Raw genomic sequence first — 23,025 nt, forward strand, 5'->3', positions numbered from 1 at the left:
TCGTCAGGGGAGCAGGCGCGTCGGCCCGCGGAAGAGGTAGGTCGTCTCGCGGATCGAGTGCTCGTCGAGCATGAGCATCAGCACGCGCGCGAGGCCCATGCCGAACCCGCCGTGCGGCGGCACGCCGTAGCGGAAGAAGTCGAGGTAGAACTCGAGCTCCTCCGGGTCCATGCCCTTGTCGAGCGCCTGCGCGATGAGCACGTCGATGCGGTGCTCGCGCTGCGCGCCCGTCGAGATCTCGACGCCGTTGTAGATGAGGTCGTACGAGTTGGTGAGGCTCGGGTCGCCCTCGTGGCGCATGTGGTAGAACGGCCGGATGCTCGACGCGTAGTCGGTGAGGAATACGAAGTCGTGCCCGTAGGTCTCCTTGACGTACGCCGAGATCTGGCGCTCGCCCTCGGGGTCCATGTCGTCGTCGGCGCGGGGGATGACGTAGCCGCGGTCGGCGACGATCTGCTTCGCCTCGGCGAGCGGGATGCGCGGGAACGGGCGGCTCGGCACCTGGATCTCGAGGTCGAAGAGCTCCTTGATCTCGGCGCCGTGCTTGTCGACGACGGCCTGGAAGCCGGCGACCATGAGCTCCTCGTGGAGGGCCATGACGTCCTCGTGCGAGTCGATCCAGCTGATCTCGGTGTCGATCGACGTGAACTCGGTCGCGTGACGGCTCGTGAACGAGGGGTCGGCGCGGAACGCGGGGCCGACCTCGAACACGCCGCCGAAGCCGGCGGCCTGGGCCATCTGCTTGAAGAACTGGGGGCTCTGCGCGAGGTACGCCTTGCCCTCGAAGTAGTCGACCTCGAACAGCTCGGCGCGCGACTCGGACGCCGACGCCATGAGCTTCGGGGTCTGGATCTCGATGAGACCCTTCTCGACCCAGACGCCGCGCAGCGCGTGCAGGAACGTCGTCTGGATGCGGAAGATGAGGTTCTGCTTCGGGTGTCGCAGGTCGAGGAAGCGCCAGTCCATGCGCTTGTCGAGGCTCGAGTCGGCCGCGATGGGCGTCTCGGGGTTCGCGGCGGCGACGACGTCGAGCGTCGCGATCTTCACCTCGATGCCGCCGAGCTTGACGCGCTCGTCGTGCTTGAGGTCGCCGGTCACGGTGATGAACGAGCCGTGCGCGAGGGCCGAGATCGCCTCGGTGGTCTCCAGGCGGGCGGATGCCTCGGCGTCGCCCTGCTGGCTCTCATCGAGCTCGCGCGTGGCCGGGTTGACGAGCTGCACGGCGCCGGTCTCGTCGCGCAGGATGACGAACTGCACCTTCTTCTGATCGCGAACCGTCTCGACCCATCCGGACACGGTGACGGGGCCGTCGGGCAGCGCGGCGAGGTTCTTGACGAGGGTGCGGTTGTTCACAGCGGGAAAGTCTACTTGAGCAGGGCGATCCTCTCTGATCCGCTGGTTGAGGAGCGAGCGACGGAGGAGCACGCGTCTCGAAACCAGCTGTCGATCGTACGACTTACAGGATGAGCCGTCCACGACCCCGGCATGCGAGCATGGTGGTCAGCTCATCCTGCAGGTGGGATGGGGCTCGAAGAGATGCGGATGAAGTGGGTTCGAGCGGACAGCGTCGCCGCAAGAAGCGGGCGAGCGGCATCGAGGTGGACGAGTACGCCCCACTGCGTGCCCGCCGCGCTCGGCTGTTCATGATCGTTGCCAGCATCACGGCGCTGGTGATGTACGCGCCGATCATCGTGTGGCTCATCGCGGAAGGCATCGCAGGCACGCTGACGCTCGGCTCGTTCTGGGTGCTCACTCTCCCGGCACCCGTCCTGCTCGGAACCGTCGGCTTCATCGGCCTCGCCCAGCGCAACCCGACGCTTCGCGACAACCCGCTCACGTGGACGCAGAACCTGTGAGGCGCTCGCGCCGAAGTCAGGCGCACTGGCTCTGGGTGACGTTGTCGGTGATCGTGATCGGCGTCCCGATCGTGTTGACCGTGACGTTCGGCACTACCCGCCCAGCAGATGTGCAGAGCGTTGATGAACTCGTTGGAGTCTGGGAAGCAGGCGACACGGGAGGCGAACTGAGACTCGAGACCGATCGAACGGCAGCACTCACGAATTTCGCTCGCGATCCGTTGCCCGACGGAACGCCCCTCCAAGAAACTGATGTACCAGGGGAGTGGTCGTATGCGCCGGGCACTGTGCGCATCGATCTGACGGGCGCGGACAGGATCGAGTTCGATCCGGTAACGTGCGGCTTCGAGGTTTGCCTGAGGTACCAACCTGACGAGGACACGGCAGTCATGTTCCACCGTCGCGCGGAAGGTTGAGAACGTGTTGACAGGGTCCTCCGTCGGTATCGGCCGTCGCTGGTTCAGCCCTAGGGTGGCCGAAGAGACACGGCCCACGCGAGGGGAGCACACGATGGACGCAGCAGGTCGCCGGGTCCCGTTCGACGCGCAGCAGGTCGACGCGCCGCTGTCGCGGTCGGCTGTCTTCCTCACCGTGACGATCGGCCCGACGCCCGAGCAGCTCAAGACCGCCCTCGAGGTCGTCGCGGGCATCGACGACCTCGTGAAGTCGGTCGGGTTCCGCGACCTCGGGGCGAACCTGTCGTGCATCGTCGGCATCGGATCCGCCGCCTGGGATCGGCTCGGCCGCAGCGACCGGCCCGCTGAGCTGCATCCCTTCGTCGCCATCGACGGCCCGAAGCACACGGCGCCGTCGACCCCGGGCGACCTGCTGTTCCACATCCGCGCCGAGCGCCCCGACTTCTGCTTCGAGTTCGAACGGCTGCTGTTCGAGCAGCTCGGCGATTCGATCGAGGTCGTCGACGAGGTCAACGGTTTCCGCTACTTCGACGCGCGCGACCTGCTCGGCTTCGTCGACGGCACCGCGAACCCGACGGGGCGCGGTATGGCGGACGCGACGCTCATCGGTGACGAGGACGAGGCGTTCGCCGGCGGCAGCTACGTCGTCGTGCAGAAGTACCTGCACGACCTCGCCACGTGGAACGCGATGACGACCGAGCAGCAGGAGGCCGTCATGGGCCGCCGCAAGACCGACGACGTCGAGCTCGACGACACCGAGCCGCAGCGCGCCCACAAGACGCTCGCGACGATCACCGACGACGACGGCAACGAGCTCGAGATCCTGCGCGACAACATGCCCTTCGGCAGCCCCGCGGCCGGCGAGTACGGCACGTACTTCATCGGGTACACCCGCCGCTTGTGGGTGATCGAGCGGATGCTGCAGCGCATGTTCCTTGGAGACCCGCCGGGGTTCCACGACCGGATCCTCGATGTCTCGACCGCCGTGACCGGCGCGACGTTCTTCGTGCCGTCGCTGCAGCTGCTCGAGGAGCTCGCGGACTGAGGGGAGTCGGGCGCTACTCGACCGACCGACGCGGGTTTCGAGATGCTCGCTGCGCTCGCTCCTCAACCCGCGCCGAGCACCCCCGGATACTCGGCGGATTCAAAGGATGCGGCTCTCTAGACTGGACCCCGTGCCGGCCGAGCAGATCCATCTCGTGCGCCATGGCGAGGTGTTCAACCCGCAGGGCGTGCTCTACGGCCGTCTTCCCGGTTACGGGCTCAGCGACCTCGGCCGCCTGATGGCGAAGGCCGCCGCCGACGACCTCGTCGCGCGCGGGCGGCCCGTGACGTCGCTCATCACGTCGCCGCTCCAGCGCACGCAGCAGTCGGGTGAGCCGATCGCGGCCGCGTTCGGCCTCGAGCCGACGCTCGACGAACGCGTGATCGAGCCCGAGAACCGCTTCGAGGGCAAGCGCATGCGCGGTCCGGGCGGCGCGCTCCGCGACATGCGCAATTGGGGCCTGCTGGTCAACCCGTGGGAGCCGAGCTGGGGCGAGCCGTTCCGGTCGATCGCGTCCCGCATGATGGCGGCGATCGAGGATGCCTGGGCCGGAGTCGACGGCGGAGACGTCGTCATCGTCAGCCACCAGCTGCCGATCTGGATGGTGCACCGCCACCTCGCCGACGAACGACTCTCGCACGACCCGCGGCGACGACGCTGCGCACTGTCGAGCATCACGACCCTCGAGATGCAGGGCGCGGCCGGCTCGGCCGCCGGGCGCCGCTTCGTCGAGGTCGGATACACGGATCCCGCGGCGGGACTCGCCGCGCAGGCGACGGATGTGGGTGCGGTGTGATGCGTGTTCGTGCACGTGGTCTCGATACGCGTCGCGCTGCGCGCGGCGCTACTCGACCGACGGTCGGGGTCGTCGCGCTCGCCGCGGCGACGGCGCTGCTGCTGACGGGGTGCACGAGCGATCCGCTCGCCGACCAGTTCCGCGAGGGCAGCGGCAAGAACTACATCGCCGGTGACGGCAGCATCTCGGAGTTCGACGAGAGCTCGCGCGGCGAGCCCGTCTCCTTCTCGGGCGAAACGGCCGACGGCGGCGAGTTCGACTCGGCCGACACCGCGGGCGACGTGACGGTCGTGAACTTCTGGTACGCGGGCTGCGCCCCGTGCCGGGTCGAGGCGCCCATCCTCGAAGAGGTCTACGAGCACTACGGCGAAGGCGAAGAGGGTGTCTCGTTCGTCGGCGTCAACGTGCGCGACAGCGCCGCGAACGCCACCGCCTTCGAGAAGAAGTACGGCGTGGATTTCCCGTCGATCCTCGACGTGAACGAGGGCGACGTGCAGCTGGCCTTCGCGGGCGACGTGCCGCCGGCCGCGGTGCCGACGACGCTCGTGCTCGACAAGCAGGGGCGCGTCGCCGCCCGCGTGCTCGGCCAGCTCGAGGACGCATCGATCCTCCGCGGGCTCGTCGACAGCCTGCTCGAGGAGAACTGACGTGTCTCCCGGCGAGCTCGTCATGAGCGGCCAGCTCCTGATCGCGGTGCCGATCGCCCTCGCGGCCGGCATCATCTCGTTCCTCTCCCCGTGCGTGCTCCCGCTGGTGCCTGGGTACCTCGGCTACATCGGCGGGTTCACGGATGCCTCGGCCGACGCCGCGACCGAACGTCGCAATCGCCGTCGTCTGCTGCTGGGCGTGCTGCTCTTCATCGCCGGCTTCACGGTCGTGTTCATCATCTACGCGGCGCTCGCGGGTGCCGCGGGCGCGTGGCTGCGCGCGTGGCAGGACCCGATCACGCGGGTGCTCGGTGTCGTGCTCATCGGCATGGGCCTCGTCTTCGTCGGCCAGTTCACGTTCATGCAGCGCCAGTTCAAGCCGAGCTGGCGTCCGGCGACCGGGCTCGCCGGGGCGCCGCTGCTCGGCGTCGTGTTCGGCCTCGGCTGGACCCCGTGCATCGGCCCCGCGCTCGCCGCGGTGCTCACGCTGAGTCTCAACAGCGAGTCGGTGGGCCGCGGGGTCGTGCTCGGCCTCGCGTACTGCATCGGCCTCGGCATCCCCTTCCTCCTCGTCGCGTTCGGCTTCGGCTGGATGACGGGGTCGCTGGCGTTCCTGCGCCGGCACATCCGCACCATCAACCTCATCGGCGGCGGCCTGCTCATCGTGATCGGACTGATCATGGTGTCGGGCCTCTGGACCGCCTGGATGAGCGACCTGCAGGGAGTGATGAGTGGCATCGACCTCGTCCTCTAACACCCACGGCGTCGACCCGCTGCGCCCCGCCGATCACTACGACTCGCCCGAGCCCGGGCCCGACGCATCCGGGCCGGGCGGCCCCGGCGACGGCGTCGCGCAGCCGAAGCTCGGCGTCGTCGGCTGGCTGCGCTTCGGCTGGCGCCAGCTCACGAGCATGCGCACGGCGATCCTGCTGCTGCTGCTCCTCGCGATCGCCGCGGTGCCCGGATCGCTCGTGCCGCAGCGCTCGAGCGACCCGAACGGCGTCACCCAGTACTTCACCGACAACCCCGACCTCGCGCCGGTGCTCGACAAGCTCCAGATGTTCGACGTCTACACGTCGGCCTGGTTCTCGGCCGTGTACCTGCTGCTGTTCGTGTCGCTCATCGGCTGCATCATCCCGCGCACGAAGCACCACTTCGAGGCGCTCCGCGCCCGGCCGCCGCGCACCCCGGCCCGGCTGAACCGCCTTGCGGGCTACACCGAGCGGGCATTGCCCGAGGGTGTGGATGCCGCGACCGCGGTGGCCGAGGCATCCAAGCTGCTCAAGCAGCAGGGATACCGGGTCGAACCCTACGAGCTGCGGGGCGACCCGAGCGTGTCGGCCGAACGCGGGTACCTGCGCGAGACCGGCAACCTCGTGTTCCACACGGCGATGCTCGGCGTGCTGCTGGCGGTCGGCGTCGGCGGCGGGTTCGGCTTCGCGGGCCAGCGCGTCGTCGTCGAGGGGCAGTCGTTCGTCAACACGCTCGCGGCGTTCGACTCGTTCAACCCGGGCCGGTTCTTCAGCGACGCCGAGCTCGACCCGTACAAGCTCGAGCTCGGCGAGCTCGACGCCGTCTACGAGACCCAGAACCAGGACGCGCTCGGCCAGCCGATCGACTTCACCGCCCACGTCACCGTGACCGACGACTCGGGCTCGGCCGAGGAGGGCACGGTCAAGGTCAACGATCCGCTGCGCACGCACGGCACCGACGTGTACCTGCTCGGCAACGGCTACGCGCCGCACATCGTCGTGCGCGACCCGTCGGGCGAGGTGGTCTTCGACGACGCCGTGCCGTTCCTGCCGCAGGACGCGAACCTGTTCTCGATCGGCGTCGTCAAGGTGACCGACGGGCTCGACGAGCAGCTCGGCATGATCGGCCTGTTCTACCCGACGCAGGAGACGATGGACAACGGCGCGTCGGCCTCGACGTACCCCGACCTCGTCTACCCGGTGCTCTCGCTCACGGTCTACGAGGGCGACCTCGGCATCGACGCGGGCAAGCCGACCTCGGTCTACACGCTCGACCCGTCGGAGATGACGCAGCTCAACGGCCGCAACACCGACGTCGCCTCGATCGAGCTCATGCCAGGCCAGGTCACCGAGCTGCCCGGCGGGCGCGGCACGGTCGAGTTCGTCGACGACAGCGACGGGGCCGCTCCGGCGGTCGAGGTCGCGCCCGACCGCACCGACGCCGTGCCGACCGACGACCGCGCGTTCGACACGGCGGTCAAGCGGTTCGCGTCGTTCGACATCCACCACGACCCGACGCAGGGTTGGGTGCTGGTCTTCGCGATCCTCATCCTCGGCGGACTGCTGCTCTCGCTCTTCGTGCCGCGCCGCCGCATGTGGGTGAAGGTCGCCACGCGCCGCGACGGCACGCGCGTGCTCGAGTTCGCCGGGCTCGCCCGCGGCGAGGACCCGAACCTCGAGCAGGCGGTCGCGGCGTTCGCCGACCGGCTCGCCGGGCCCGTGCCCGACGAGGTCGACGCCAAGTGAGCGGGTTGAGGAGGCGCGCCAGCGCCGTCTCGAAACCCGCCCGACCGGGGGTTTCGAGACGCTCCTCCGTCGCTCCTCAACCCACTCCTCCGACTCGCCACGACGTAAGGTAGTCACGTGCCCACCCTCGACGAAATCTCGGTCCTCTGCGTCTACTCGGCGATGGCCGTGTACGCGATCGCGTTCATCGCCTATGCGATCGACCTCGCGAAGCGCGGTGCCGCGGCCTCCGCCGCTGCCGATGCGGCGCTGGATGCCTCGGCTGAGAGCACCGCTGACGCCGGCACCGCAGCCGGCGAGGTGCGCGAGCGCGTCGGGGTGCTGCAGGCGGCTCCCGCCGCGAAGGCGTCGACGGAGGCTTCGGCTGCTGCCGCGGCATCCGGTTCGACCGATGCCGGTACCGCCGGCGGTCGCCGCTCGCGGTGGAAGAGCGCCCTCGACGACGGCGCGACCGTCGAGTACGGGCGCTCGCCCGCGCTGCGGGTCGCCGTCGCGATGACGGTCGTCGCCTGGCTGCTGCACCTCACGGCCGACGTGCTGCGCGGCGTCGCCGCCGAGCGCGTGCCGTGGGCCAACATGTACGAGTTCGCGCTCACCGGCACGCTCGTCATCACGACGGTCTACCTCGTGGTGCTGCTGTTCGCGAAGCACGACCTGCGGTTCCTCGGCACGTTCGTCACGGGTCTCGTGCTCATCCTGCTCGGCGTCGCGACCGTGAACTTCTACGTGTCGATCGTGCCGCTGCCGCCGGCGCTGCAGTCGGCGTGGCTCGTGATCCACGTGTTCGTCGCGACGACGTCGGTCGGGTTCTTCGCGCTGAGCTTCGCGCTCTCGGTCGTGCAGCTCATGCAGTCGCGGCGCGAATCGCTCGCCGCGAGCGCGCAGTCGGTGAAGAAGAGCTTCCTCGCGACGCTGCCCGACTCGGTCACCCTCGAGACCCTCGCCTACCGGGTGACGATCATCGGCTTCATCCTGTGGACCTTCACCCTGATGGCCGGCGCGATCTGGGCCGAGCGCGCCTGGGGCCGCTACTGGGGCTGGGACACCAAGGAGGTGTGGACCTTCATCATCTGGGTGGTCTACGCCGGGTACATCCACGCGCGGGCGACGCGCGGCTGGCGCGGCTCGCGCTCGGCCTGGCTCGCGATCATCGGCTTCTCGACGGTGCTCTTCAACTTCACCGTGGTCAACCTCTTCTTCAAGGGCCTGCACGCGTACTCGGGGCTGCCCGTCGGCGGCTGAGGGGCCACCCGCTCGCGCTGCCCACGGCCTTCCCGCCGGCGAGTCGCCGAAAAGTGCTGCTCGTCTCGCGCGGAGCAGCACTTTCTGGCGAGTCGCGGCGGGGCCGCGAGTGCGGGGGTGACGTGAGTCGCCAGAAACGGTCGCTCGAGGACGCATGAGCAGCACTTCCTGGCGACTCGCGCGCTGACGCCTCAGGGCGGGCACGGTTGCGGTGCGGGGCGACCGAGAGCACGATCGCTGCATGGGCAGGAGCCTGCTCGAGCGCGACCGTGAGCTCGACGAGCTGCGCGTCGCCGCGAGCGACGCGTCGATGGGGCGCGGCCGGGTGGTGCTGCTGCACGGCGAGGCGGGCATCGGCAAGTCGAGCCTCGTGAACGCGTTGCGGGCCGATCCGCCCGCCGGGGTGCGGGTGCTGCTCGGTGCGTGCGACGCGATGTCGACCCCGCGTCCGCTCGGGCCGCTGCGCGACCTCGCGGCCGACGTCGGGCCGCGGCTGGGCGAAGCGCTGCGGGCCGGTGACCGCGAAGAGGTGTTCGCGGCGCTTCGTGACGAGCTCTCGGATGCCTCGGGCACGGTGCTCATCGTCGAAGACGCGCACTGGGCCGATGAGGCGACGCTCGACGCCCTGCGCTTCCTCGCGCGGCGCATCGACGACCTGCCCGTCGCGCTCGTCATCACCTATCGCGACGAGCTCGACCGCGACCACCCGCTCGGGCGGCTGCTCGGCGACCTCGGCCACGGCGATCGGGTCGACCGGCTCGCCCCGAACCGGCTCAGCCCGGCGGCCGTGGATGCGCTCATCGCCGGCAGCGGGCTCGACGCGGGTCGCGTGTTCGCGACGACGGCGGGCAATCCGTACTTCGTGAGCGAGGTCGTCGCGTCGGCCGACGAGGCGGGGGTGCCGCCGACCGTCGTCGACGCGATCACCGGGCGCCTGCGACGGCTCGATGCTGCGACCCAGGAGCACGTCGAGCAGCTCGCCGTCGTGCCCTCGGCCGTGGACCCGGCGCTGCTGGCATCTCTCGTTCCCGGTGCGGCCGGTGCGCTGCGCGCGGCCGAGGAGGGCGGGCTGCTCGAGGTGCGTCCCGACGGCGTGCGATTCCACCACGAGCTGACGCGCCGGGCGGTCGTCGACGCGCTTCCCGCCTCACGACGCATCGAGCTCGAACGCGTCGTCCTCACGGCGCTGCTCGACTCGGGCAGCGCCGACCCGGCGCGGCTCATGCACCACGCCGCGGCCTCGGGCGACGTCGACGCGATCGTCGAATGGGCGCCTCGCGCGGCGCGCGACGCCGCGACCTCGGGTGCCCATCGGCAGGCGGTCGAGCACTACCGGGCGGCCCTGGCACACGCCGGCCGCTACGCAGCGGACGAGCTCGTCGAGCTGTACGAGGAGTGCGCGATCGAGTCGTACACGGTCGGCGCGGCCGACGCGGCGGTCGCCGCGCAGACCCGCGCGATCGCGCTGCGTCGCGAGCTCGGCGATGCGCGCGCGCTCGGCGCGAGCCTGCGGTGGCTCTCGCGCTTCGACTGGTTCGACGGGCTGCGGAGCGACGCCGAGGCTGCCGCGCGCGAGGCGTCGGCGGTGCTCGCCACGGCCGGCGACGAGAGTCTGTACGCGATGGCGCTCAGCAACGAGGCCCAGCTCGCGCTGCTCGCGCACGACACCCACCGCGCGCTCGAACTCGCCGGCCGGGCGATCACCCTCGCCCGCGAGTCGGGCGACCGCAGGGTGCTGTCGCACGCCCTCAACAACCACGGCACCGGGCTGCTCTTCCTCGGCGACGACGAGGGCATCGGCGAGCTGCTCGAGGCCGCCGATGCGGCGCTCGGCATCGACGACATCGAGGATGCGGCGCGAGCGTTCGTCAATCTCGTGTGGGCCCTGCTCGACGAGTACCGGCTCGACGAGGCCGAACGGCACCTCTCACGGGCGCTCGCGCTGACGGAACGGTCGGAGTTCATCGGGTTCGCGACGTACCAGCGCATGGAGCAGGCGCGGCTCGCCCTCGCGCGGGCGCAATGGGACGACGCGCTCGCGCTCGTCGAGCCTCCGCCCGACATGCCGCACGCCCGATGCGTCGCGCTCACGGTTGCCGGCACCGTTCGGCTCCGCCGCGGTGACGACGGCGCCGACGAGATCCTCGAGGAGGCGCACCGTCTCGCCGCCGAGCTGGGGGAGCTCCAGCGGCGCGGCCCCGTGGCGGCCGCGAGGGGCGAGGCCGCACTGCTCGGCGGCGATCCCGGCACGGCGCAGGCGATCGTGCGGCCCGAGTTCGACGAGGCCGATCGCCGCGAGGCGAGGGCGCTGCGAGCCGAGCTCGGCGACCTGCTGCGACGCGCGGGCGACGACATCGAGGTCGCCGACGACGACCCGCACCCGTTCGCCGTGCAGGCGCGCGGCGAGTGGCGTCGCGCCGCCGAGTGGTGGCGCGCGGCCGGAGCGCCGTATCACGAGGCGGCCGCGCTCGCCGAGAGCCGCGACCCGGCCGACCTCGTCGATGCGCTCGCGATCCTCGACCGCATCGGCGCCGCGCCGCTCGCCCGGCGGGTGCGCGCCGATCTCCGCGACCGTGGCGTCCGCGGCATTCCGCGCGGCCCGTCGAGTCTCACCCGCAGCAATCCCGACGGACTCACGGGGCGCCAGCTCGACGTGCTGCGACTGCTCGCCGACGGGCTCACGAACGCCGAGATCGCCGACCGCCTCGTCGTCTCGGTGCGCACGGTCGACAGCCATGTCGCCGCCGTGCTCACGAAGCTCGGGGTCTCCTCGCGCCAGGACGCCGTGCGCATCGCCGAGGAGCGGCAGCTGCTCTCGGGCTGATCTCGGTAGCGCACCTCGGTGATCTCGGTAGTGCTCGCCGATTCGCCGATGAGCGCCCGGCGGTGGGATGGAATCACGGCCCGCAGAGGCGGGAACGTGAACGACAGGGGATCACCATGAACACCGCACTCGCCGCATCCGCATCGACGGCGGTCCGCCCGGCCCGGTCACTGCGCGAATGGATCGCGCGTGCCTTCGCCGCCGTCGGAGCCGGACGCAGCCGCGGGGTCGGCCACGTCGTCGACCGCGACGAGCTCGCTCGCCGTCATGAACTGCGGCAGGAGGCGCGCCGGCTGCGCGACGAGCAGATCCGCAACGGTGCGTACGCCCGGCTGCTCTGACGCCCATCCGCTGGTCGAGGAGCGCCGACGCGCCAGTGGCGACGCGTCTCGAAACCTCACGCGCTGGTCGAGGAGCGCCGACGCGAGGCGGCGACGCGTCTCGAAACCCGGTGAGCCGCCTTCAGAGACCGGCCCACCATGGTTTCGAGACGCGTGCTCCTTCGTCGCGCGCTCCTCAACCAGCGAAACGTGGCAGCGCTTGCACGATGGCGGCGCCGCAATATCAATGGATCACGTCGCGACGAGGCATCCCGATTGCAAACGCTTGCATTAACTCGCGCAACGCTGCTACCTTCGCGAGCAGTGCCGTGGGCACAGTGGTCGGCACGCGGTCGTGCCGGGAATCGGGAGTCAAGGATGACGCAACGCGCGCTCGCTCGCAGGTGGTTCGCCTCAGCGCTGGTGGGAGGGCTCGCCGTCACGGCGCGAGCACGCACTCGGCGTCGGCCTCGGGCAGGCCCATCGTCAGCTCCTCGACGTGGACGGTCAGCCACGCCTGCGAGTTCGAGGCGCCCGCATTGCCCTGCGCCGAACGGTTCGGGTTGAAGCATTCGTGCGCGAAGGCGGCGGTGCCGCTCGCGAGCACGCCCGCGGCTGCGAGCGCGACACCGGCACCGATCGTGGTCATGGTCTTCGTGAACATCTGGTCTCCTTCGGGTGGAAATCGGTTCGTGCGGAGCGCGGTGCGCACGCACGATCTCCACCGTCGCGGGTCGGGCGGCGCCGGGGATCCGTGTCCACCCTGAAAGCCGACGGCGGCCGACCCGGATGCTGCACCCAGTGCTGGGGGTTGACGCGAGCCGTCCGCCGAGCCCCTCGGTCGAGCGGTGGGTCGAGTAGGCGTGCAGCGCCGCATCGAACCTCGGCGCGAAGCGCCGTATCGAGCGCGCGTCCGGTCGCTTCCGCCGCTCCTCCGTCACTGAGTCGCAGTGCGACTCAGTGACGGAGCGGCGCGAAGGCGGCGCGCGAGGTCGCGGCGATGACGCCCGCCACGACGACGAGTGCGAGCGCGACCCACGGCAGCGCGGCGACGCCGGCCGCCTCGAGCACGATCCCGCCGATGAACGCGCCGACGGCGATGGACCCGTTCCAGGTCGCGACGACCATCGACTGGGCGACGTCGGCGGCGCTGCCCGCGATGCGCGCCGGGGCCGACTGCAGCAGGGTCGGCGCACCGCCGTAGGCGACGCCCCACAGCGCGACCGCGGCGTACACCGCGACCGGCTCGGCGGCGAGGCATCCGGTCACGATCATCGCCGCGCCGAGCGCGGCCGCGGCGACGAGCACCATGGTGCGGAGGTGCCGGTCGACCAGGGCCCCCGACACGAGCACGCCCGCGACCGCGAACACGCCGAATACGAGCAGCACGACGTCGAGACGCGCATCGAGGCCCGACGGCACCGTCAGCGGGGCGATGTAGGTGTACGCGACGTTGTGCGCGAGCACGAAGGCTGCGGTCGTCGCGAGCACGGCGACGAGTCCGGGCAGGCGCAGCACGGTGCGGAGTCCGGGGCGCGAACCGGCCCGCTCACCGGGGAAGGCGGGCAGCGCGACCGCCGCCCACACGGCGAGCACGAGCGCGAGACCTGCGAGCACGGCGAACGCGGCGCGCCAGCCGAGCGCGGCGCCGAGGGTCGTCGCGATCGGCAGCCCGAAGGCGAACGCGAGCGGGGTGCCGACCATCGCGATCGACAGCGCGCGGCCCGAGTGCTCGGGCTCGACCATGCGCATCGCGTAGCCGGCGGCGATCGCCCAGAGCAGGCCGGCGAGCATGCCGCCGACGGTGCGGGCGACGAGGATGGTCGTGTAGTCGCCCGCGATCGCGGTCACGCCGCTGACGAGGGCGAACCCGACGACGAGCGAGAGCAGCAGCCGCTTGCGCGGCACCGCCCGGGTGAGCGCGGTCAGGGGGATCGCGGTCACCGCGGTCGTGACGGCGTACGCGGCGACGAGCCAGCCGATCTGCGCCTCGGTGACCCCGAGGTCGGCGCTCATCTGCGGCAGGAGCCCGGCCGGCATGATCTCGGTCACGACGCCGACGAACACGATCGAGGCCAGCGCGAGCAGGCCGTTGTAGGGGAGTCGGGCGCGCGGCGGCGCCGCGACGGCGGGCGTTGAAGCGGTGATCGGAGATGCCATGGCGCCAGTGTCGAACCTTGACACTAGTGTTAAGGTCAAGTCGATCTCGAGGAGGTGCCGTGCGCATCGGCGAACTGGCTGCGCAGACCGGGGTGTCGACCCGGCTGCTGCGCTACTACGAGGCCCAGGGGCTCATCTCGTCGAGCCGCGAGAGCAACGGGTACCGCGACTACGCCGACGGCGTGGTCGAACGGGTCGGCCAGGTGCGCGACCTCATCGACGCGGGCATCCCGACCGCGGTCATCCTCGACATGATCCCGTGCCTCGCGAGCGTCACCGACCCCGAGACGCCGGTCATCCAGCGAGCGCTGGCCGAGTCGCTCGCCGAGCGTCGCGCCCAGCTCGAACAGCGCATCGGATGCCTCTCGAAGAACCGCGACGCCATCACCGCGTACCTCGAGCGGGCCACGATCACGGGTTGAGCGCACTTCGGGCGGTGTGAGCGGGCGCTGCAGCGGTCGTCGCGCCGGAGAGATTCCGGCAACGCGACGAGGGGTCGCGGCGAATCCGCCGCGACCCCTCGGACAACCGGGTGAGCCCGATGCTCAGGCGCAGCGCTTGAGCTTCGCCACGCCGTCGGTCAGCACGCCCTTGCCGCCGAGCAGCACGATCTTCGCGGGCTGGGCCTTGTTGAGCGAGTCGAGCACGGGGCCGGGAACGCAGTTGCTCCGCACGAGGAAGAGCGGGCCCTTGTTCGCGGCGAGTGCGCCGCCCGCGAGGGCGTCGGCGTAGCCGCTGCCCACGGCGAGGTAGGCCACGTCGTAGTCGTCCGCGTAGACCACGGCGTTGAGCTTGACGGCGGTGTCGTAGCGGTCGTCGCCCGCGAATCGGAACATGTTCTGCGGGTGCAGCGAATCGAGCTGCTTGTAGATGCCCGACGACACGACGCTCGTGCCGCCCATGACGATGGCGGAGCTCGGCTCGTACTCGGCGATCGCGGCCTTCACCGCGTTCGGGATCGACGACGCCTTGCCGTCGACGAGGACGACCGGCGAGAAGTCCATTCCGGCGACCGGGGCGGCGGCGAGCGCGTCGGGGAAGTCCCGTCCGGTCGCCACGAAGGTGTTGTCCCAGGGGCCGTAGTTCGCAACCGCGAGGCTCGTCGCGTAGCGATCGGCACCCGACAGGCGAACCACCTTGCCGAGCTTCGCGAGCTGGCTCTCGACGTTCTTGCTGACAGCACCCGTTCCGCCGGCGATGACGATCTCGTTCGGGCCGATGCGCCTGATCTCGTTGGCGACGCCGGCGGGGATCGCGTTGGGCTGCACGAGCAGCAGCGGGCTCTTGAGCGCCGCTGCAGTCGCCGAGACGCTCAGCGCGTCGGGGAACGCCGTGCCCGTGGCGATGAACACGCGCGACGCGGTGTCGGGGAACTTCTTCGAGATCGCGAGGGCCGTCTGGTACCGGTCGGCGCCGGCGATCCGCTCGACCTGGGGCGCCCAGGCGGCGGTGGCGGGAGCAGTGGGACCCATGACCGTGCCGGCAAGGGCGGCGACCGTCGCAGCGGCGGCGAACAGTAGGGAGAAACGTCGTCTTCTGGAAGTCATCGATGGCTTTCGTGTCGGAAATCGGCAACCCGGCCAACCTAACCGACGGTGCAGGTTATGCCCGTATTCGGGGGTCACCGCGCGTCGCGCAGCACCTCGTGGCACCGGCCGACGCGTTCGAGCCACCAGTCGACCCGCTCTTCGGAGGCGGCGTAGCGATCGAGCAGCACCGGGTCGGGCACGACCCGCGCCACCGCGATCGACCCGCCCTCGGGCACGAGCGGCGACCCCGTGACATCCGCCGCCAGGAGCGACGCCGTGCCGAGCCCGCAATCGAACTCGAGCGACGGCACCGACGCGGCAAGGTGCGCGCCCATCGCGAGGCCGACGCTCGTGTCGAGCGCGCTCGACACGACGACCGGCAGGCCCGCCTCGGCGACGATGCCGAGCGCGCGGCGGATGCCGCCGAGGGGCTGCGCCTTGATCACGAGCAGGTCGGCCGCGCCGGCCTCGGCGACCGCGAGCGGGTCGTCGGCGCGGCGCACGCTCTCGTCGGCCGCGATCGGGATGTCCATGTACTTCGTGCGTCGGCGGATCTCGGCGAGCTCGTCGACCGTGGCGCACGGCTGTTCGACGTACTCGAGGTCGAACGGCGCGAGCGCGTGGATCGCGTGCTCGGCCTCGTCGACGTTCCAACCGCCGTTCGCGTCGACGCGCACGCGCCCCTCGGCGCCGAGCGCGTCGCGCACGGCGCGCACGCGGGCGACGTCCTGCGCGAGCGTCTGGTCGGATCCGGCGACCTTCACCTTCGCGGTGCGGCATCCCGGAAAGCGGGCGAGCACCGCGGGCACGCTGTCGGGGTCGACGGCCGGCACGGTCGCATTCACCGGGATGCGGTCGCGCAGGGCGGGCGGCGGCGCGTTCCAGCCGAAATCGATCGCGGCGGCCAGCCAGGCGGATGCCTCGTCGTCGCCGTACTCGGCGAAGGGGCTGAACTCGGTCCAGCCCGCGGGACCCTCGAAGAGCATCGCCTCGCGCACGTCGATGCCGCGGAACCGGGTCACGAGCGGCAGCGCCACGACCCGGGCGGTGGCGAGCAGGTCGTCGAGTGCGGGGAGCTCGTCCGGGGCGGGGCTTGCGGCGGTCGGCATGGGCCAAGTCTGGCATCCGGCGGAGCAGCGCGAATAGGGTGGTCGGCATGAGTGGCGACGGCATCGCGGAGATCGGGCTCGAGACGACCGAGGTGCGTCCCGAGTCGACGGGGCGCAACATCGCGATCGGCATCGGCGGCATCCTCGTCGTGATCGCGGCGGCGATCCCGCTCACGTGGGGAGTCCTCACCGTCGGCACCGCGGCGTACGCCCTCGTCACCGGCATGCTCGCGAACGCGGGCGCCGGGGTCTGAGCGAGCGCGACGGACCGCACGGCTCCGAGCGCGATCCGCGATGCGCGGCGGCCCCGCCCGAATAGGCTGGACGGCATGAGTGCCGAGGTCTCCGAACTGTTCGACCCGAGCGAGTGGGCCGAGGCGCCGGTCGGGGTCGCATTCACCGACATCACCTACCACCACTCGCTCGACGGCCGCATCGCCCGCATCGCGTTCGACCGGCCCGAGGTGCGCAACGCGTTCCGCCCGCACACGGTCGACGAGCTCTACCGCGCCCTCGAAGACGCGCGCACGAACCCGCGCATCGGCGTCGTGCTGCTGACCGGCAACGGCCCGAGCCCGAAGGACGGCGGCTGGGCGTTCTGCTCGGGCGGCGACCAGCGCATCCGCGGGCGCGACGGGTACAAGTACTCCGACGCCGAGACCGCGATCGTCGACGGCGCGGGCGGCACGGCCGACCCGCACGGGCACGCGGCGGTCGGCCGCCTGCACATCCTCGAGGTGCAGCGGCTCATCCGCTTCATGCCGAAGGTCGTCATCGCGGTCGTGCCCGGCTGGGCCGCGGGCGGCGGTCACTCGCTGCACGTGGTCTGCGACCTCACGATCGCCTCGCGCGAGCACGGGCGCTTCAAGCAGACCGACGCCGACGTCGGCTCGTTCGACGCGGGCTACGGTTCGGCGTACTTCGCCCGCCAGATCGGGCAGAAGTTCGCGCGCGAGGTCTTCTTCCTCGCCGAGGAGTACTCGGCCGACCGCGCCTACGAGATGGGCGCGGTCAACCGCGTCGTGCCGCACGCCGAGCTCGAGCGCGAGGCGATCGCGATGGCCCGCACGATCCTCACGAAGTCGCCGACCGCGATCCGCATGCTGAAGTTCGCGTTCAACGCGGTCGACGACGGCATGGTCGGCCAGCAGGTCTTCGCCGGAGAGGCCACCCGCCTCGCCTACGGCACCGACGAGGCGGTCGAGGGCCGCGACTCGTTCCTCGAGAAGCGCGACCCCGACTGGGGACCCTACCCGTGGCACTTCTAGCTCGGCCGGTTACATGAAACCGCTCGTGCAGGTTTCGGCCGGGGATGCCTCGGCGCTGACGCGTGCGCTCGCCGAGGCCCTCGCCGGGGGCCCCGCCGTCTGGCCCGTCCCCGCCGCGCCCGCCGTGCCCGCCGTGCCCGCCGCAGGCGCGCACACTTCCGGGGGTGCTCTTCCGACGGATGCGGCCGCGACACGCCGTGCCGGTGTCGGGATTGCACCCCCGGAGCGCGGCGAGCTTCCCGACGAGGTCGGCGACGGGGTCGCGCTCGTCGTGGAGACGAGCGGGTCGACCGACCGGCCGAAGCGGGTCGCGCTCTCGGCCGACGCGCTCGAGGCGAGCGCGCACGCCACGCACGACGCGCTCGGCGGACCCGGCCAGTGGCTGCTCGCGCTTCCCGGTCACTACATCGCCGGAGCGCAGGTGCTCGTCCGCGGCATCCTCGCCGGCACCGAGACGGTCGTGCTCGGCGGCGGAGCCGGCCCCGACGGCGAAGGCTCCGGCGGAGCCGGCCCCGGGGGAGCGGGTGGCGGGTTCCGCCCGGCGGCATTCGCCGAGACATCTGCCCGTATGCTGCCGAACGTGCCGCACTACACCTCGCTCGTACCGGTGCAGCTCGCCCGGGTCGTCGAGGCCGCCGAGCGCGACGCGTTCATCGCGGCGGCGCTGCGGTCGTTCGACGCGATCCTCGTCGGCGGCCAGGCGCTCGGCGCCGAGGTCGCCGCCCGCGCCGATGCGCTCGGCGCGCGCATCGTGCGCACGTACGGCTCGAGCGAGACCGCGGGGGGCTGCGTCTACGACGGAGAGCCGATCGGCGACACCCGCATCCGGTTCGTCGAGGGGGCGATCGAGCTCGCGGGGTCGAGCCTCGCCGACGGATACCTCGACGACCCCGAGCGCACCGCCGCGGCCTTCGTCGTCGACCGTGGCATGCGCTGGTATCGCACGGGCGATCTCGGCGAGCTCGACGCCGAGACCGGACGCCTCCGGGTGCGCGGCCGCGCCGACGACGTGATGATCTCGGGCGGGGTGAAGGTCGTGCTCGGCGAGGTCGAGCGCGCGGTGCGCCGACTCGAGGGATTCGCCGACGCGGTCGTGGTCGCGGTGCCCGACGCCGAGTGGGGCGAGCGCGCGGCCGTCGTGGTGGGTGCGCCCGTCGGCGATGACGAGTTCGCGCTCGGCCGGCTCCGACAGGCCACGGATGCGGCGGGCCTCAGCCCCGCGGCCCGGCCCGTACGGCTCGTGGTGGCCGACCCGTGGCCGCTGCTCGCGTCGGGCAAGCCCGACCGCCGGGCGCTCGCGGTCCTCGCGGCGAGGTCGGTCGAGTAGCGCGGAGCGCGTGGCGAGGCCGCTGCTGCGGGGTTTCGATACGCGTCGACTTCGTCGGCGCTACTCAACCGGCGGTCGGGGTTTCGAGACGCGTCCTCCTGCGTCGGGCGCTCCTCAACCGGCGGTCGGGGTTTCGAGACGCGTCCTCCTGCGTCGGGCGCTCCTCAACCGGCGATGGTGATCACAGCGGCGACGAGTGGGCGATGGCCCACTCGAGCGCGGGCTTGCGCAGCGCGAACCGATCCATGAGTGGAAGTTCGTCGAAGGTCACCTTGCGTGGCGCCTTCACGACCGCTCCGTACGCGGCGGTGAAGTCCGCGATCGCGTCGGCGACGACCGCCTTCTTCGTCATGTCGAGGAGGTAGGCGAGGTCGTTCAACGCTCGGTGGGTGTCGGAATCGACCTTGATCGAGATGTCCGGCATGTGTGCTCCTCGTGCTGGCGACGGATGATCAAGGGGTCCGCCCCACCACCGCGTCCTCAAGGGGGCGGGAGTATCCGTTCGAGGATGCGGTGGTGGAGCAGAGTTGCAGAGGACTTCTGCCGAGAGATCTCTCTCGGCCTCTCGACCGCTCGGCCTCGTCTCGCTCGTCGGGTCGGGGGAACCCTCGAGAGAAGCGGTGGTGGAGCAGAGTCGCAGAGTGTTTCCGCAGAGAGATACTCCGTCGGCGACGAGCGAGGCCGCGCCGGATCCGCAGGAGATGTGGACCGATCGGCCGGACGCGCGCCTGGGGAGGACCAGTGCGCGCTCGACCACCGGTCGTCGAGTAGCGCGCGAGGAAGCAGCTCCTTCGTCGCTACTCGACCACCGAGCGGGGTCGCTACTCGACCACCGCGAGCGCCTCGGCCTCGACATCGGCCTCGGCGAGGCGCTTCTCCTCGTCGAGGTGCGCCTGCACCGCGGCGCGCCCCGGCAGCAGCAGGCTCGCGACCGCGGCGATCGCGAAGCCGGCGACCGCGATCCACACCGACGCCTGCAGCGCGGTGAGCACGTGCTCACGGCTCCAGTCGTCGCCGACGATGCCGAAGAACACGGTCGTCGAGATCGCGACGCCGGCCGCTGCGCCGAGCTGCTGGAAGGTGCTGTACGTACCCGACGCGGCACCGGCGTCGGCGACCGGCACCGTGGCGAGGGCGACGTCGACGAGCGGGATCACGAGCAGCGCGAGCCCGACGCCCGCGATGAGCATCGGCCAGACGGCGGCCCAGCCGGTGAACGCGGCGCCGGTGTCGGCGACGATCGCGAACGTCCAGAGCACGCCGGCGGCGAGGGTCGCGGCACCGAGCGTCACGAGGTACTTGCCGACCCGTGCGACGAGCGGGATCACGATGCCCGTGCCGACCATCGCCCCGAGGCTGAACGCGAGCAGGTTGAGTCCCGCGGTGAGGGCGTCGAACCCGAGTCCGATCTGCAGGTAGACGATGAACGGCAGGGTGAACGCGTTGAGCGCGCCCTGGAACGCGGCCTGCGTGACGATGCCGGCCGAGAAGCCGCGGTCGGCGAACAGCGGCATGGGCAGCAGCGCCGAACCGTCGCGGCGCATGCGCCGGCGCTCGACCACGACGAACACACCGAGCAGCACGACCCCCGCGGCCACCGGCCACCAGAGCCAGCCCGGCCAGCCGAGCGACTGGCCCTCGACGAGCGGCACCATGAAGGCGAGCACGACTGCGCTGAGCAGCACGACGCCGACGAGATCGAGGCGCATCGGCCGCGTCGACCGCGTCTCGGGCACGAAGATCGCGGCGAGCACGAAGATCACGATGCCGACGGGGATGTTGATGAGGAACACCGTGCGCCAGCCGAGCCCCCACAGGTCGGCGTCGATGAGCCACCCGCCGAGCACGGGCCCGGCGACGGCGGCGAGTCCGCTCACGCCGCCGATGAGGCCGTACATCGGCGCGCGCTCGCGCGGCGAGAACAGCGCCTGCACCGAGGCGAGCAGCTGCGGCACCATGAGCGCCGCGAAGAGCCCCTGCAGGACGCGGGTGGCGACGAGCGCCTCGCCCGACCACGCGAGCGACGCGGCGGCCGAGGCGAGCGTGAACCCGCCGATGCCGATGAGGAAGACGCGACGGCGACCGTAGAGGTCGCCGAGCCGCCCGCCCGTGATGAGCGCAACCGCGAAGGCGAGCAGGTAGCCGCTCACGATCCATTCGAGTTGCGAGTCGGATGCCGCGAGGTCGGCGCCGATCGTCGGCAGGGCGACCTGCACGATGGTGGCGTCGAGCAGGTCCATGAATGCGGCGAAGAGCAGAATGCCGATGGCGAGCCCTCGGCGAGGTGCGGTGGCCATGGCGGCCGTCCTTTCGTATGCTGGGTTTGGTTCCGGAACGGAATAGTTCCGAAATGGGATAATCCCATAACGGAGAGAATAGAAGGGCGCCGTCGCGATGTCAAGCAAGGCCGAGGTCTCCGCGCGCATCTCCGAGCTCATGCAGCTCGTGATCGCCTCGTCGGTCATGTCGAACGAGCGCATCGCCCGGTCGATGGGCATCAACGTCGTCGACCTGCAGGCGCTCGGGTTCATCGCCCGCAACGGCGCGCCCATGACGGCGGGCGAGGTCAGCCAGGCGACCGAGCTGCCGACGAGCACGACCACGCGCGTGCTCGACCGGCTCGAGAAGCAGGGCTACATCGAGCGATCGCACGACCCCGCCGACCGGCGGCGCGTGGTCGTGCAGCTGCGCCCCGGCGCGCTCGCCGGGGCCGGGTCGGGCGGCGACGACGACCCGTACCGCGACATCCTCGAGGGCATGCACCGCCTGCACGAGGGCTTCACGGTCGCCGAGCTCGAGGTCGTGGCCCGCTATCTCGACGCCGTGAAGGACGTGCGCTGAGCCCGACTCAGGTCGGTCGAGTAGCGACGAAGAAGCGTATCGAGACCACCTGCGGAGTGGCCTCGATACGGCGCTGCGCGCCTACTCGACCGACCTCTTCTGATCGCCCGCATAGGCGCGCGAACTACCATGGCCGTGTGGCACGCCCGAAACCCCAACGGATGACCCCCGCCGACGAGCCCGCGAAGCGCCCGCGCACGCACAGCACGTCGGGCAATCCTGCGAAGGCGGCTTCGCGCCCCGACACGTCGAAACGCGTCGGCCCGGCGACTGCCGCCGACTGGATCTCGGGCGCCCGCCTGCGCACGCTCCCGCTCGCGATCGCCCCGGTCGCCCTCGGCACGGGAGCCGGCGTGCTCGCGATCGCCGACGGCCCGTGGCATCCGGCCCGTGCCCTGCTCGCCCTCGTCGTCGCGCTCGCGCTGCAGATCGGCGTCAACTACGCCAACGACTACTCCGACGGGGTGCGCGGCACCGACGACCACCGGGTCGGCCCGGCGCGGCTCACCGGTTCGGGCGCGGCGAAGCCGAAGCACGTGCTCGCCGTCGCACTCGCCTTCTTCGGCCTCGCGGCGCTCGCGGGCCTCGCGCTCGTCGTCGTCACCCAGCAGTGGTGGCTGCTCGCGGTGGGCGCGGTCGCGATCGTCGCCGCGTGGTTCTACACGGGCGGCAAGCACCCGTACGGCTACTACGGCCTCGGCGAGCTGTTCGTGTTCGTGTTCTTCGGCATCGTCGCGACTGCCGGGTCGGCGTTCGTGCAGGCCCTCACGGTCAACCTCGAGGCGTGGCTCGGCGGCGTCGGCGCCGGGCTGCTCGCGTGCGCCGTGCTCATGGCGAACAACCTGCGCGACGTCGCGCAGGACCGGCTGGCGCGCAAGCGCACCCTCGCGGTGCTCGTCGGCGAGCGCGCGGGCCGCGCGCTCTTCGTCGTGTTCACGCTCGTGCCGTTCGCGATCGCGGCCTTCCTCGCGCTGTTCTACCCGACGGCGTGGCTCGTGCAGTTCGCGCTCCTCGCGGCGCTGCCGGCGTGCCTCATCGTGCTCACCGCGAAGACGCCGCGCGAGCTCATCACGGCGCTTCAGCTCACGAGCCTCACGGCGCTGCTGTACGGCGTCGGGCTGGGGCTCGCGCTCGTGTTCTGACGGAG

The 23,025-nt window shown here is 71.3% G+C and carries 23 protein-coding genes; 16 read left to right on the forward strand and 7 right to left on the reverse strand.

What is annotated here, in order from left to right:
- Positions 1-3: 3 nt before the first annotated feature.
- Entirely contained in the window at positions 4-1,353 is a 1,350-nt protein-coding gene (gene aspS / locus AC3RJ6_RS03355) for an aspartate--tRNA(Asn) ligase (protein WP_491425456.1), read from the reverse strand.
- Between the two features lie 194 nt (positions 1,354-1,547).
- Between aspS and AC3RJ6_RS03360 the strand changes: the two genes are divergently transcribed.
- From AC3RJ6_RS03360 to AC3RJ6_RS03405, 10 genes are all read left to right on the forward strand, one after another.
- Positions 1,548-1,856, forward strand: coding sequence for a hypothetical protein (locus AC3RJ6_RS03360; protein WP_491425457.1), 309 nt, complete (start codon positions 1,548-1,550; stop codon positions 1,854-1,856).
- 35 nt (positions 1,857-1,891) lie between these two features.
- Positions 1,892-2,272 (forward strand): hypothetical protein, encoded by a 381-nt coding sequence (locus AC3RJ6_RS03365; protein ID WP_491425458.1) that lies wholly within the window; start codon positions 1,892-1,894, stop codon positions 2,270-2,272.
- Positions 2,273-2,366: 94 nt separating this feature from the next.
- A complete protein-coding gene (locus tag AC3RJ6_RS03370) occupies positions 2,367-3,317 on the forward strand; it encodes a Dyp-type peroxidase (protein ID WP_491425459.1) in 951 nt (316 codons plus the stop codon).
- A gap of 130 nt (positions 3,318-3,447) precedes the next feature.
- Positions 3,448-4,113, forward strand: a complete 666-nt coding sequence (locus AC3RJ6_RS03375; RefSeq protein WP_491425460.1) for a histidine phosphatase family protein — start codon at positions 3,448-3,450, stop codon at positions 4,111-4,113.
- Positions 4,113-4,760, forward strand: a complete 648-nt coding sequence (locus AC3RJ6_RS03380; RefSeq protein WP_491425461.1) for a TlpA family protein disulfide reductase — start codon at positions 4,113-4,115, stop codon at positions 4,758-4,760. The genes AC3RJ6_RS03375 and AC3RJ6_RS03380 overlap by 1 nt, the downstream gene beginning before the upstream one ends.
- A gap of 22 nt (positions 4,761-4,782) precedes the next feature.
- Positions 4,783-5,514, forward strand: a complete 732-nt coding sequence (locus tag AC3RJ6_RS03385; protein ID WP_491426218.1) for a cytochrome c biogenesis CcdA family protein — start codon at positions 4,783-4,785, stop codon at positions 5,512-5,514.
- Positions 5,492-7,258, forward strand: coding sequence for a cytochrome c biogenesis protein ResB (gene resB / locus AC3RJ6_RS03390; protein ID WP_491425462.1), 1,767 nt, complete (start codon positions 5,492-5,494; stop codon positions 7,256-7,258). Before AC3RJ6_RS03385 ends, resB begins: the two co-directional genes overlap by 23 nt.
- 162 nt (positions 7,259-7,420) lie before the next feature.
- On the forward strand, positions 7,421-8,500 hold the full coding sequence (gene ccsB / locus AC3RJ6_RS03395) for a c-type cytochrome biogenesis protein CcsB (RefSeq protein WP_491426219.1): 1,080 nt from the start codon (positions 7,421-7,423) through the stop codon (positions 8,498-8,500).
- A gap of 241 nt (positions 8,501-8,741) precedes the next feature.
- Complete coding sequence (locus tag AC3RJ6_RS03400) at positions 8,742-11,324, forward strand: ATP-binding protein (RefSeq protein WP_491425463.1); 2,583 nt, start codon at positions 8,742-8,744, stop codon at positions 11,322-11,324.
- Between the two features lie 116 nt (positions 11,325-11,440).
- Entirely contained in the window at positions 11,441-11,665 is a 225-nt protein-coding gene (locus tag AC3RJ6_RS03405; RefSeq protein WP_491425464.1) for a hypothetical protein, read from the forward strand.
- 418 nt (positions 11,666-12,083) lie between these two features.
- On the opposite strand, the gene AC3RJ6_RS03410 is transcribed toward AC3RJ6_RS03405, so the two are convergent.
- Both AC3RJ6_RS03410 and AC3RJ6_RS03415 read right to left on the reverse strand, forming a co-directional pair.
- Complete coding sequence (locus tag AC3RJ6_RS03410) at positions 12,084-12,308, reverse strand: hypothetical protein (protein WP_491425465.1); 225 nt, start codon at positions 12,306-12,308, stop codon at positions 12,084-12,086.
- 293 nt (positions 12,309-12,601) lie between these two features.
- Entirely contained in the window at positions 12,602-13,804 is a 1,203-nt protein-coding gene (locus AC3RJ6_RS03415) for an MFS transporter (RefSeq protein ID WP_491425466.1), read from the reverse strand.
- 59 nt (positions 13,805-13,863) lie between these two features.
- Here AC3RJ6_RS03415 and AC3RJ6_RS03420 point away from each other — a divergent pair, with 59 nt between their 5' ends.
- Complete coding sequence (locus AC3RJ6_RS03420; RefSeq protein ID WP_491425467.1) at positions 13,864-14,226, forward strand: MerR family transcriptional regulator; 363 nt, start codon at positions 13,864-13,866, stop codon at positions 14,224-14,226.
- Between the two features lie 123 nt (positions 14,227-14,349).
- Here AC3RJ6_RS03420 and AC3RJ6_RS03425 read toward each other — a convergent pair whose 3' ends face one another.
- On the reverse strand, positions 14,350-15,276 hold the full coding sequence (locus AC3RJ6_RS03425; protein ID WP_491425468.1) for a cell wall-binding repeat-containing protein: 927 nt from the start codon (positions 15,274-15,276) through the stop codon (positions 14,350-14,352).
- A gap of 149 nt (positions 15,277-15,425) precedes the next feature.
- A complete protein-coding gene (locus AC3RJ6_RS03430) occupies positions 15,426-16,442 on the reverse strand; it encodes an o-succinylbenzoate synthase (protein ID WP_491425469.1) in 1,017 nt (338 codons plus the stop codon).
- Positions 16,443-16,489: 47 nt separating this feature from the next.
- On the opposite strand from AC3RJ6_RS03430, the gene AC3RJ6_RS03435 reads away from it, so the two are divergent.
- From AC3RJ6_RS03435 to AC3RJ6_RS03445, 3 genes are all read left to right on the forward strand, one after another.
- The gene (locus AC3RJ6_RS03435; protein ID WP_491425470.1) at positions 16,490-16,696 is read left to right on the forward strand and encodes a hypothetical protein; all 207 of its coding nucleotides are present in this window, start codon (positions 16,490-16,492) and stop codon (positions 16,694-16,696) included.
- Between the two features lie 75 nt (positions 16,697-16,771).
- On the forward strand, positions 16,772-17,710 hold the full coding sequence (locus AC3RJ6_RS03440; RefSeq protein WP_491425471.1) for a 1,4-dihydroxy-2-naphthoyl-CoA synthase: 939 nt from the start codon (positions 16,772-16,774) through the stop codon (positions 17,708-17,710).
- A gap of 25 nt (positions 17,711-17,735) precedes the next feature.
- Positions 17,736-19,037: an AMP-binding enzyme gene (locus AC3RJ6_RS03445; RefSeq protein WP_491425472.1), complete on the forward strand. Its 1,302-nt coding sequence runs from the start codon at positions 17,736-17,738 to the stop codon at positions 19,035-19,037.
- A gap of 181 nt (positions 19,038-19,218) precedes the next feature.
- On the opposite strand, the gene AC3RJ6_RS03450 is transcribed toward AC3RJ6_RS03445, so the two are convergent.
- A complete protein-coding gene (locus AC3RJ6_RS03450; RefSeq protein ID WP_491425473.1) occupies positions 19,219-19,461 on the reverse strand; it encodes a hypothetical protein in 243 nt (80 codons plus the stop codon).
- 397 nt (positions 19,462-19,858) lie between these two features.
- Positions 19,859-21,334, reverse strand: coding sequence for an MFS transporter (locus tag AC3RJ6_RS03455; protein WP_491425474.1), 1,476 nt, complete (start codon positions 21,332-21,334; stop codon positions 19,859-19,861).
- 97 nt (positions 21,335-21,431) lie between these two features.
- On the opposite strand from AC3RJ6_RS03455, the gene AC3RJ6_RS03460 reads away from it, so the two are divergent.
- Together AC3RJ6_RS03460 and AC3RJ6_RS03465 are read left to right on the forward strand one after the other, a co-directional pair.
- A complete protein-coding gene (locus AC3RJ6_RS03460) occupies positions 21,432-21,878 on the forward strand; it encodes a MarR family winged helix-turn-helix transcriptional regulator (protein WP_491425475.1) in 447 nt (148 codons plus the stop codon).
- Positions 21,879-22,039: 161 nt separating this feature from the next.
- A complete protein-coding gene (locus tag AC3RJ6_RS03465; RefSeq protein ID WP_491425476.1) occupies positions 22,040-23,020 on the forward strand; it encodes a 1,4-dihydroxy-2-naphthoate polyprenyltransferase in 981 nt (326 codons plus the stop codon).
- Positions 23,021-23,025 lie beyond the last annotated feature (5 nt).

Source organism: Agromyces cucurbitae, assembly GCF_058349945.1.

What these genes read in the sequence shown, in the direction of transcription:
- AC3RJ6_RS03400 (WP_491425463.1), top strand. Translation starts at nt 8,742, where the DNA reads ATGGGCAGGAGCCTGCTCGAGCGCGACCGTGAGCTCGACGAGCTGCGC.
- AC3RJ6_RS03410 (WP_491425465.1), bottom strand. Translation starts at nt 12,308, where the DNA reads ATGTTCACGAAGACCATGACCACGATCGGTGCCGGTGTCGCGCTCGCA.
- AC3RJ6_RS03385 (WP_491426218.1), top strand. Translation starts at nt 4,783, where the DNA reads ATGAGCGGCCAGCTCCTGATCGCGGTGCCGATCGCCCTCGCGGCCGGC.
- AC3RJ6_RS03370 (WP_491425459.1), top strand. Translation starts at nt 2,367, where the DNA reads ATGGACGCAGCAGGTCGCCGGGTCCCGTTCGACGCGCAGCAGGTCGAC.
- AC3RJ6_RS03465 (WP_491425476.1), top strand. Translation starts at nt 22,040, where the DNA reads ATGACCCCCGCCGACGAGCCCGCGAAGCGCCCGCGCACGCACAGCACG.
- AC3RJ6_RS03380 (WP_491425461.1), top strand. Translation starts at nt 4,113, where the DNA reads ATGCGTGTTCGTGCACGTGGTCTCGATACGCGTCGCGCTGCGCGCGGC.
- AC3RJ6_RS03435 (WP_491425470.1), top strand. Translation starts at nt 16,490, where the DNA reads ATGAGTGGCGACGGCATCGCGGAGATCGGGCTCGAGACGACCGAGGTG.
- AC3RJ6_RS03460 (WP_491425475.1), top strand. Translation starts at nt 21,432, where the DNA reads ATGTCAAGCAAGGCCGAGGTCTCCGCGCGCATCTCCGAGCTCATGCAG.
- AC3RJ6_RS03450 (WP_491425473.1), bottom strand. Translation starts at nt 19,461, where the DNA reads ATGCCGGACATCTCGATCAAGGTCGATTCCGACACCCACCGAGCGTTG.
- AC3RJ6_RS03455 (WP_491425474.1), bottom strand. Translation starts at nt 21,334, where the DNA reads ATGGCCACCGCACCTCGCCGAGGGCTCGCCATCGGCATTCTGCTCTTC.
- AC3RJ6_RS03430 (WP_491425469.1), bottom strand. Translation starts at nt 16,442, where the DNA reads ATGCCGACCGCCGCAAGCCCCGCCCCGGACGAGCTCCCCGCACTCGAC.
- AC3RJ6_RS03405 (WP_491425464.1), top strand. Translation starts at nt 11,441, where the DNA reads ATGAACACCGCACTCGCCGCATCCGCATCGACGGCGGTCCGCCCGGCC.
- AC3RJ6_RS03440 (WP_491425471.1), top strand. Translation starts at nt 16,772, where the DNA reads ATGAGTGCCGAGGTCTCCGAACTGTTCGACCCGAGCGAGTGGGCCGAG.
- AC3RJ6_RS03425 (WP_491425468.1), bottom strand. Translation starts at nt 15,276, where the DNA reads ATGGGTCCCACTGCTCCCGCCACCGCCGCCTGGGCGCCCCAGGTCGAG.
- ccsB (WP_491426219.1), top strand. Translation starts at nt 7,421, where the DNA reads ATGGCCGTGTACGCGATCGCGTTCATCGCCTATGCGATCGACCTCGCG.
- AC3RJ6_RS03415 (WP_491425466.1), bottom strand. Translation starts at nt 13,804, where the DNA reads ATGGCATCTCCGATCACCGCTTCAACGCCCGCCGTCGCGGCGCCGCCG.